Origin of the sequence: Klenkia terrae (assembly GCF_900491935.1) — a bacterium.
Classification (GTDB): Bacteria; Actinomycetota; Actinomycetes; order Mycobacteriales; family Geodermatophilaceae; genus Klenkia; species Klenkia terrae.
In genome coordinates, this window is record NZ_UEXK01000004.1 from 3,010,315 (window position 1) to 3,018,615 (window position 8,301).

Annotated in this window: 10 protein-coding genes and 1 tRNA gene; 8 read left to right on the forward strand and 3 right to left on the reverse strand. The window is 74.5% G+C overall.

Going from position 1 to position 8,301, the window contains the following annotated elements; all coding sequences use genetic code 11:
* Positions 1-126: 126 nt before the first annotated feature.
* Positions 127-1,503: a trypsin-like peptidase domain-containing protein gene (locus LFA75_RS15150; RefSeq protein WP_225234448.1), complete on the reverse strand. Its 1,377-nt coding sequence runs from the start codon at positions 1,501-1,503 to the stop codon at positions 127-129.
* Positions 1,504-1,688: 185 nt separating this feature from the next.
* Here LFA75_RS15150 and LFA75_RS15155 point away from each other — a divergent pair, with 185 nt between their 5' ends.
* The 3 genes from LFA75_RS15155 to LFA75_RS15165 all read left to right on the forward strand — a co-directional run bounded on the left by LFA75_RS15155 (position 1,689) and on the right by LFA75_RS15165 (position 2,503).
* Positions 1,689-2,108: a hypothetical protein gene (locus tag LFA75_RS15155; protein ID WP_225234449.1), complete on the forward strand. Its 420-nt coding sequence runs from the start codon at positions 1,689-1,691 to the stop codon at positions 2,106-2,108.
* A gap of 16 nt (positions 2,109-2,124) precedes the next feature.
* Positions 2,125-2,196 (forward strand) — tRNA-Thr (locus tag LFA75_RS15160).
* Positions 2,197-2,296: 100 nt separating this feature from the next.
* Complete coding sequence (locus LFA75_RS15165) at positions 2,297-2,503, forward strand: dodecin (RefSeq protein ID WP_225234450.1); 207 nt, start codon at positions 2,297-2,299, stop codon at positions 2,501-2,503.
* Between the two features lie 76 nt (positions 2,504-2,579).
* Here the strand turns inward: LFA75_RS15165 and LFA75_RS15170 are convergent, their stop codons facing one another.
* Entirely contained in the window at positions 2,580-2,978 is a 399-nt protein-coding gene (locus LFA75_RS15170; protein ID WP_225234451.1) for a DUF5313 family protein, read from the reverse strand.
* 114 nt (positions 2,979-3,092) lie between these two features.
* Here LFA75_RS15170 and LFA75_RS15175 point away from each other — a divergent pair, with 114 nt between their 5' ends.
* The 4 genes from LFA75_RS15175 to LFA75_RS15190 all read left to right on the forward strand — a co-directional run bounded on the left by LFA75_RS15175 (position 3,093) and on the right by LFA75_RS15190 (position 5,417).
* Positions 3,093-3,854 (forward strand): DeoR/GlpR family DNA-binding transcription regulator, encoded by a 762-nt coding sequence (locus LFA75_RS15175; protein WP_225234452.1) that lies wholly within the window; start codon positions 3,093-3,095, stop codon positions 3,852-3,854.
* Positions 3,855-3,922: 68 nt separating this feature from the next.
* The gene (locus LFA75_RS15180) at positions 3,923-4,231 is read left to right on the forward strand and encodes a hypothetical protein (RefSeq protein WP_225234453.1); all 309 of its coding nucleotides are present in this window, start codon (positions 3,923-3,925) and stop codon (positions 4,229-4,231) included.
* A complete protein-coding gene (locus LFA75_RS15185; protein WP_225234454.1) occupies positions 4,224-4,670 on the forward strand; it encodes a PTS sugar transporter subunit IIA in 447 nt (148 codons plus the stop codon). The genes LFA75_RS15180 and LFA75_RS15185 overlap by 8 nt, the downstream gene beginning before the upstream one ends.
* Before the next feature lie 27 nt (positions 4,671-4,697).
* On the forward strand, positions 4,698-5,417 hold the full coding sequence (locus tag LFA75_RS15190; RefSeq protein ID WP_225234455.1) for a hypothetical protein: 720 nt from the start codon (positions 4,698-4,700) through the stop codon (positions 5,415-5,417).
* Positions 5,418-5,444: 27 nt separating this feature from the next.
* On the opposite strand, the gene LFA75_RS15195 is transcribed toward LFA75_RS15190, so the two are convergent.
* Positions 5,445-7,082 carry a Na+/H+ antiporter gene (locus LFA75_RS15195; protein ID WP_225234456.1) on the reverse strand — a complete coding sequence of 546 codons (1,638 nt, stop codon included), beginning with the start codon at positions 7,080-7,082 and terminating at the stop codon, positions 5,445-5,447.
* Between the two features lie 95 nt (positions 7,083-7,177).
* Here LFA75_RS15195 and rarD point away from each other — a divergent pair, with 95 nt between their 5' ends.
* The gene (rarD, locus tag LFA75_RS15200) at positions 7,178-8,101 is read left to right on the forward strand and encodes an EamA family transporter RarD (RefSeq protein WP_225234457.1); all 924 of its coding nucleotides are present in this window, start codon (positions 7,178-7,180) and stop codon (positions 8,099-8,101) included.
* The last annotated feature ends 200 nt before the right edge of the window (positions 8,102-8,301 follow it).

Consider the following 8,301-nt stretch of genomic DNA (forward strand, 5'->3'; position numbering starts at 1 on the left):
CCCAGCCAACCACCAGGGCCCGGGCGCCGCGTCGCGGTCCCGGGCCCTGGTGAAGGACCCGGCTGCCCCCCACGCCACGCTGCGCGCGCCGCGGGTCCCTGCAGCCGGGCCGTTCCAGTCCCTCGCCTAGCTGGAGGCGGTGCCCAGCGTGACGTCGACGGTGTCGGTGCTGCTCCCGCGCCGGACGGTGAGCGACACCTTCTCGCCCGGGGAGGCGCTGCGGACCGCGGCGGTCAGCTCGGTGGAGGTGGTGATCTCGCGGTCGCCGACCGCGGTGATCACATCGCCCACCTGCAGCCCGGCCTCGGCGGCCGGCCCGCCGGAGGCCACCTGCGCGACCTCGGCGCCCTGGCCCACCTCGGAGCCGCTGGCCGAGGCGGTCTGCGCGCTCACGCCCAGCAGGGCGTGGGTGGCGCTGCCGGAGGAGATGATCTCGCTCGCGACCCGCTGGGCGGTGTCCGACGGGATCGCGAAGCCGACGCCGATGTTGCCGCTCTGCGACTCCTGGGAGCCCGACGAGCCGGCGACCGTGGCGATGGCCGAGTTGATCCCGATGACCTCGCCGGCCGAGTTCACCAGTGCGCCGCCGGAGTTGCCCGGGTTGATCGCGGCGTCGGTCTGGATGGCGTCGATGACGGTGGTGTCGGTGTCCGAGCCGGTGGCGACGGCGCGGTCCAGTGCGCTGACGATGCCGGTGGTCACCGTGTTGGACAGGCCCAGGGGCGCCCCGATGGCCACGGCCTGGTCACCGACCTGCACCTTGCCGGAGTCGGCGAAGGTGGCCGGGGTGAGCCCGGACGCGTCCTTCAGCTTGATCACGGCGAGGTCGGAGGTCGGGTCGGTGCCCACGACGGTCGCGTCGTAGAGCGTCCCGTCGGAGGTGGTGACCTGCACGGTGGCCGAGGTGGTGCTGCTGTCGAGGGTGACGACGTGGTTGTTGGTCACGACGTAGCCGTCGTCGGTCATCACCACCCCCGAGCCGGACCCGGACCCCGAGCCGTCGGTCACGTAGACGGTGACCACGCTGGGCTCGGCCTTGGCCGCCGCGGCCGTGGCCGAGGTGGCGGTCTGCGGGTCGGTGATCACCACGTTCTGGGCCGCCGCGGTCGAGGTGGAGGAGCCAGACGAGCCGTCGACCAGGGCCACCACGCCCGCACCGGCACCGCCGCCGATGAGCGCGCCGGCGGCCAGGCCGGCCACCGCGATCCGCCAGCGACCGGTCCGCCGCGGCGCGGTCCCGGGCGGGGGGCCGGCGGGGGTGAAGACCGGGGGCAGGCCGCCGCCGTGCTGCGTGGCCCCGTAGGTGGCCCCGGACGGGGCACCGGCCGGGACGCCGAACACCGGCTGCTGACCGGTCCAGCCCTGGTGCGGCGGGACCTGGTGCGGGGGGACCTGCTGGGGGGTCGCCGGCTGCTGCGGGCCCATCGCCGGGAACGGCTGCTGGCCCGGGTACCGGTTCAGGTGCTGTCCGTTCTCGTCGCCCGGACGGTGCTGCTCGGTCACTGTGGTTCCTCCCCACGACGCGAGGGCTTCTCCGCTCGCAGGGACCACGATCGGCGCCCCGGATAGGTCTGGACTGCACGTGGCCTGTGAGGTGTCTGGACACCGCGGGGCGGGCGGCACATCCGGACCGCCCGCCCGGTGCGAACCCCCGCTGCCGATCCGCACCAGCGCCGAAGGGGTTCCCCGTGCCAGCCCCTCGCCGCCATGCCGCCGTGCTCTCGGTGGTCGCGCTGGCCGTGCTGGCCGTCGTCGCGGCCACGGCGGTCGCCGGGCTGGTCGTGGTGTCGTTCGGGCTGGCCGTCATCGGGGGCGTGGGCCTGGGGGTGCTCGCGGTGAGCACCTGGCACCGGTGGCGGTCCGTGGAGGCCCCGGTGCTCCCGCCGGTGTCCGAGCTGTCGACGGACCTGCTGGGCCGGGAGTGGCTGCGCACCTCCTCGGCGCTGCTCGGTCCGCTGGCCCCGGCCACCCGCGACGCCGTGGCCACCCGGCGGCAGGACACCCTCGACGAGCTCGAGCGCCGGGACCCGGCGGGCTTCGCCCGGTGGCTGGCCGACGACAGCCCGGTCAGCCGGAACCCGGCCGAGTTCCTGCACGGCTCCGGGTAACGTGCTCGGGGCACTCGCCCCGTTAGCTCAGTGGTAGAGCACCCGCCTTGTAAGCGGAAGGTCGTCCGTTCAATCCGGACACGGGGCTCTCCTGACCCGCACCGCCGTCGTCGGGCGGATCGGCTCCCGGCGTGTGAGGGTCGCACCGGTGTCCCGGGGTCGTCCCGGGTCCGGACGAGGAGGACCCCGTGAGCGACCACGTGTACCGGCTGACCGAGGTCGTCGGCAGCAGCACCACCAGCGTCGACGACGCCGTCCGCGCGGCGGTGGCCAAGGCCGCGGAGACCGTGCGCAACATCGAGTGGTTCCAGACCCAGGAGATCCGCGGGCACGTCACCGACGGCCAGGTCGAGTACTTCCAGGTCACCGTGAAGCTCGGGTTCCGCGTGGAATGAGGTTCTCTGCTCGTCCGGCGTCGTCCTAGGGCCCCGCGGCGTGCGGAGCGCGTCGTGGGGGAGGACGAGGTCCTTCTCAGTCGTAGGAACCGGCGCCGTCGCGGCGGTAGCGGGCTCCCCGCTCCACCGCGCGGCGCTCGGCGTCGGCCTCGCGGACCCGGCGGGTGGTCCCCGGCGGCCCCCCGGCCTTGACCGCCCGGTGCTCGCTGGTCTCGGTCATGTAGGCCGCCGAGAACAGCAGCCCGAGCAGGACGCCGCCGCCGCCCGCGGCCAGCCGGTACTCCAGCGGCACCGGGACGGCGACCAGGCAGAGCACCAGCACCGGCGCCAGCTGGACCAGGGCGCGCAGCAGGTGCCGCCACGCCCAGCCGCGGCCGGTCACGTCGGCGAGCACCCAGTCGGCGAGCTCGCGGGGCAGGCCCCCGCCGAGGGCGTACCAGGTCCACTGCACCGGGTTCGGACGGCGACGGGCCACGCCGTCCGACGATAGGCGGCTGTGTGCCCGCTGTCCGGCCGACCGCCGTTGCAGCTTGACGACGCCCGTTCGGGCCCGTATGCACGGCGTGGAGTCGGCCGACGAGGGGTGCACGTGTACGCAGAGGAACGCCAGGAGCACATCCTGCGGGCCGCCCGGTCCATGGGCCGGGTGGACGTGGGCGAGCTGGCCGTCGAGCTCGACGTCGCCCCCGAGACCATCCGCAAGGACCTCACCGCGCTGGAGCGGGTCGGCGTCCTGCGGCGGGTGCACGGCGGGGCGATCCCGGTCGAGCGGCTGGGGTTCGAGCCGCCGGTGGCCGCGCGCGACGTGGTGCTGACCGCGGAGAAGGAGCGGATCGCCAAGGCCGCCATCGCCGAGCTGCCGGAGGAGGGGGCGGTGCTCATCGACGCCGGCACCACCACCGCCCGCCTGGGTGACCTGATGCCCACCGACCGCGAGCTCACCGTGGTGACCAACGCGCTGTCGCTGGCCGGCCGGCTGGCCGCCTTCCCCAACCTCACCGTGCTGCTGCTGGGCGGGCGGGTGCGCAGCCGCACGCTGGCCTCGGTCGACCCGTGGGCCATGTCGGCGCTGGCCGGCATCTACGTCGACCTCGCGCTGCTGGCCACCAACGGGGTGTCGGTGGAGCGCGGGCTCACCACCCCCGACCCGGCCGAGGCGGCGGTGAAGACCGCGATGGTCGCCGCGGCCCGCCGGGTCGTGCTGCTGGCCGACCACACCAAGGTGGGCCGGGACCACTTCGCCCGCTTCGCCGAGCTCGACGCGGTGGACCTCCTGATCCCCGACCCCGGGCTCGACGAGCGGACCGCCGCCGAGCTCGCCGACGCCGGCCCGCGGGTGCAGCGGGTCTGAGGCCCCGGCCCCGGTGCCGGGGTGACAAGCTGGACGCCGTCGTCCCCTCACCCGCAGGAGCTCACCCCATGCCGAGCATCGAAGGCTCCCAGGTCCGCAAGCTCGTCATCGCGTGCGACGCGGGGATGGGCAGCAGCGTGCTGATGGCCAACCAGCTGAAGAAGCGGCTCAAGGACAACGGCGTCACGATCGAGCACAGCCCCATCGACGCCATCCCGGCCGACGCCGACCTGGTGCTCACCCACACCAAGCTCGCCGACCGCACCCGCGCGCACGCCGGGGACCGCCCGGTCGTGGCGTTCAGCGCGTTCATCGGCGACCCGGCGGTCGACGGCGTCGTGGCCGCCATCCACGGCGGCACCACCATCGATGGCTGAGCTGCTCGCCCTGCTGGACCCCAGCCGGATCCGGCTGGACGGCCGGGCGGCCGACCGCACCGAGGCGGTCCGGCAGGCGGGGGAGCTGCTGGTCGCCGCCGGTGCCGTGACCCCGGACTACGTGGCCAGCATGCTGGAGCGCGAGGACTCCGTCTCGACCTACATGGGCGAGGGCGTGGCCATCCCGCACGGCACCAACTCCGGCAAGCAGGCCGTGCTGGCCGACGCGTTGACCGTCGTCCGGTACCCCGCGGGCGTCGACTGGGGCAACGGCACCGCGCACGTGGTCATCGGCATCGCCGCCGTGGGGGAGGGGCACCTCCCGGTGCTCGCCGCGCTCGCCGACGTGCTGGTGGACCCCGAGCGGGCCGCCCGGCTGCGGGCGGCGACGTCGGTGGACGACGTGCTGGAGCTGCTCACCGCCGACGTCGAGGACTGAGCCGGTCCGGGCTGGCACGATGCCCGGGTGCAGCCGTACCAGCCCCAGCCGCAGCAGTTCCAGCCCCAGTTCCAGGCCCAGCCGCAGATGGCCCAGCCGCACATGCCGCCGCCGCAGCAGCAGTGGTCCGGCCCGCCGCCCGGCCTGGTCGCCCCGCTGGGACCGCCGGAGCGGGTCCCGGACGGCGTGCGGATCGGTGCGCTGGTGGTCCTGGGCATCGCCCTGGTCGGCCTGTCGGCGTTCGGCGGCTACGAGGTGGCCTTCTACGGCGGCAACAAGCTGCAGATCCTGCTGTGGTTCCTGCCGGCGATCATCGCGATGCTGGCCATGACCGCGATCCTGCAGAGCACGGTCTACTCCGTGCGCAGCGACGGCTGGGTGCTCGAGGGCACCGGGGTGCTGGGCCGGCAGGGCATCGCGCTGACCCGGCTCACCTCGGTGACCGCGACCGCCGCCGGCCGCGCGGTCCAGCTCGTGCTCCGCGACGACGTGGCCCGGCTGACCATCGACACCAAGACCCTGCACAAGGCCGGTCCGGCGGTGCTCGACGTGGTCGGCCGCGCCGTGTGGGCCGGCCACGCGCAGGGTCGCTATGCGCTGCCCCGCACCGTCGCGGCGGTCTGGGGCATGCCCACGCGCGACGACGCCCCTGCCCGCGGCAAGGCCGGGGCGACCGGGCGGGCCCTGGCGGTGGTCGGGTTGCTGCTGCTGGGCACCGTGGCGGGCGTCGTCCTCGCGCTGGCCTGAGTCGCCGGCCTGGGTCGCCGGCCCGGGTCAGAGCCGGCCGACCCAGGAGTTCGCGGTCGCGGCCTCCTCGTAGTCCAGCTCCTGGAGCACCGCCCGCATGACCTCGTCGTCCAGGTGGCCCTTGTCGCGCTCCTCCATGAGCACCCGGCGCTGCACCTCGATGATCTCCTGCCGGACCCGGTGGAAGGTGCGTGCCCGCCGGCGGTCCCGGTCGCCGTCCTCGCCCTGCTCGGCCCGCATCGAGGCCGACATGGAGCGCGCCCGCGCCAGCAGGGGACCCCGGATCCGCTCGGCGACCGCGTGCGCCCGCTCGACCCCGACCTTCTCGACCAGCTCCTGCTCCACCTCGGCGATCCGCTCGAGGGCCGCCGCGGTCGCCCGCTCGGCCAGGTGCACCTCGGCGGCGGCGTCCCGCCGGGCCTGCCCGGGGTCGGTCACCCCGAGCACCCGGATCAGCCACGGCAGGCTGAGCCCCTGCACCAGCAGGGTGCCGATCGTGACCACGTAGGCCAGCAGCTGCAGCACCTCGCGGTCCGGGAAGTCCTCGGGCACCGCGGCGGCCGCCGCCAGGGTCACCACCCCGCGCATCCCGGTCCAGGAGATCACCGCCTGCTGCCGCCAGGTGGGCCGGTGCGAGCGGGACCGCCGCTGCCGCCACGGGCGCGGCACCCGGCGCAGCCCCTCGACCAGGTAGACGAACAGCGGCCGGACGACGACCGCGGTGGCGAGCACGGCCAGCGCGGCGCCGGCCAGGGACCAGTTCGACCGGGCCGAGGCCTCCGCGGACTCCGCGACGCCGCGCAGCTGCAGCCCGATGAGGGCGAAGACGAGCGCCTGCAGCAGCAGGTCCAGGGAGGTCCACAGCGGCCGCTCCTGCAGCCGGCTGGCGTAGCCGGCCTCGGGTGACCGGTGGCCCAGGTAGAGCCCGGCCGCGACCACCGCCAGGACCCCGGACCCGGACAGCTCCTCGGCGACCAGGTACGCCGCGAAGGGGACGACGACCCCGAGCACCGAGGTGACCACCGGGTCGTCGAGCCGGACCCGGACCAGGTGCACCAACACGCCGATGGCCAGCCCGAGGGCCACGCCGACCGCGACGGCCAGGCCGAAGGTGGCCGCGGCGTCGGAGGCGTCCAGCCCGAGGAGGACACCGCCGGCGCCGAACACCGCGGCCAGCGCCACCTTGTAGAAGGTCAACGAGGCGGCGTCGTTGATCAGGCTCTCGCCCGACAGCACGGTCATCACCGGCCGCGGCAGGCCCAGCTGCCGGCCGATGGCCGCGGCCGAGACCGCGTCCGGCGGCGCCACGACCGCACCCAGCACGAGGGCGGCCGGCAGGCTCAACCCGGGGACGACGGCGTGCGCCACCAGGGCCACCACGACCGAGGTCACGACCACGAGCCCGACGCCCAGCTGCACGATCGGGCGGAGCAGGGCGCGGAAGTCGGCGTAGGAGACCTCCAGGGCGGCCGAGTACAGCAGCGGGGGCAGGACGACGGCCAGCAGCAGGTCGCCGTCGATGCTGAACTCCGGCACCCCGGGCACGAAGCTGGCCGCGAAGCCGACCAGCACCAGCAGCAGCGGCGCCTGCCAGCCCAGTCGTCGGGCCACGGCGGTCACCGCGACGGCACCGACGGCCAGTGCGAGCAGGGGGGCCACGTCCACGCGGTGCGGTCCTCTCGTCGGGGATGGTTGCCCTCCCACCATGCCCGGGACGGTCGGCCCGGGAACTGTCGGACCCCCGACCTAGTCTTCGGGTCATGAGCGAACGGCGCACCGGCGTCCTGATGGGCCTGGCGGCCTACGGGCTGTGGGGGCTGTTCCCGCTGTACTTCCCGCTGCTCGAGCCGGCCGGCGGGGTCGAGATCGTCGCCCACCGCATCGTGTGGTCGCTGCTGTTCGTGGCGCTGCTGCTCACCGTGCTGCGCGGCTGGTCGGCGGTGCGCCGCGCGGCCACCGACCGGCGCACCCTGCTGATCCTGGCCGGGGCCGCGGTGCTGATCACCGGCAACTGGCTCACCTTCGTGATCGCGGTGAACGCCGGCCACGTCGTCGAGACCTCGCTGGGCTACTTCATCAACCCGTTGGTCAGCGTGCTGCTGGGCGTCTGCTTCCTCGGGGAGCGGCTGCGCCGGCTGCAGTGGATCGCCGTGGGCACCGCGGCCGTGGCGGTGGCGATCCTGACCGTGGAGTACGGGCGGCCGCCGTGGATCGCCATCCTGCTGGCGGGCACCTTCGCCACCTACGGCCTGCTCAAGAAGCTGGTCCGGGTCGACGCGGCGCCCGGGTTGTTCCTGGAGACCCTGATCCTCGTGGTCCCCGCACTCGTCGTGCTGGTGGTGCTGCAGGTCCGCGGGGCGAGCTCGCTGGGCGAGGCCGGCGCCGGGCACGTGCTGCTGCTGATGACCTCGGGCATCGCCACGGCCATCCCGCTGCTGCTGTTCGCCGCCTCCACCCGGCGCATCCCGCTGTCCACGGTGGGGCTGCTGCAGTACCTGACCCCGCTCATGCAGCTGGCCATCGGCGTGTTCGTCAACGGCGAGCCGATGCCGCCGGCCCGGCTGGCCGGGTTCGTGGTCGTCTGGCTCGCGCTGGCGATCTTCACCGTCGACGGCCTCCGGGCGAACCGGGCCACCCGCGCCGCCCGCCGGGACACCCTCGAACCCGCACCCGCCGGGCTCTGACGCGGGCCGCTGCCCGTCCGTCGGCCACCCGCCACCCCCCCCTGTCTCTCATACATACCCCCGAGCCCACGAGACCAGAGAGGCACTTGTATGCCGTCCTCTGCTTGGAAACAAAATACCGACATCGATGTGCCGTCCGTCACCACCATGATGTTGTGCCCGTACGCGTTGCAACGCTATCCGGTCCGCTTCGATGACCC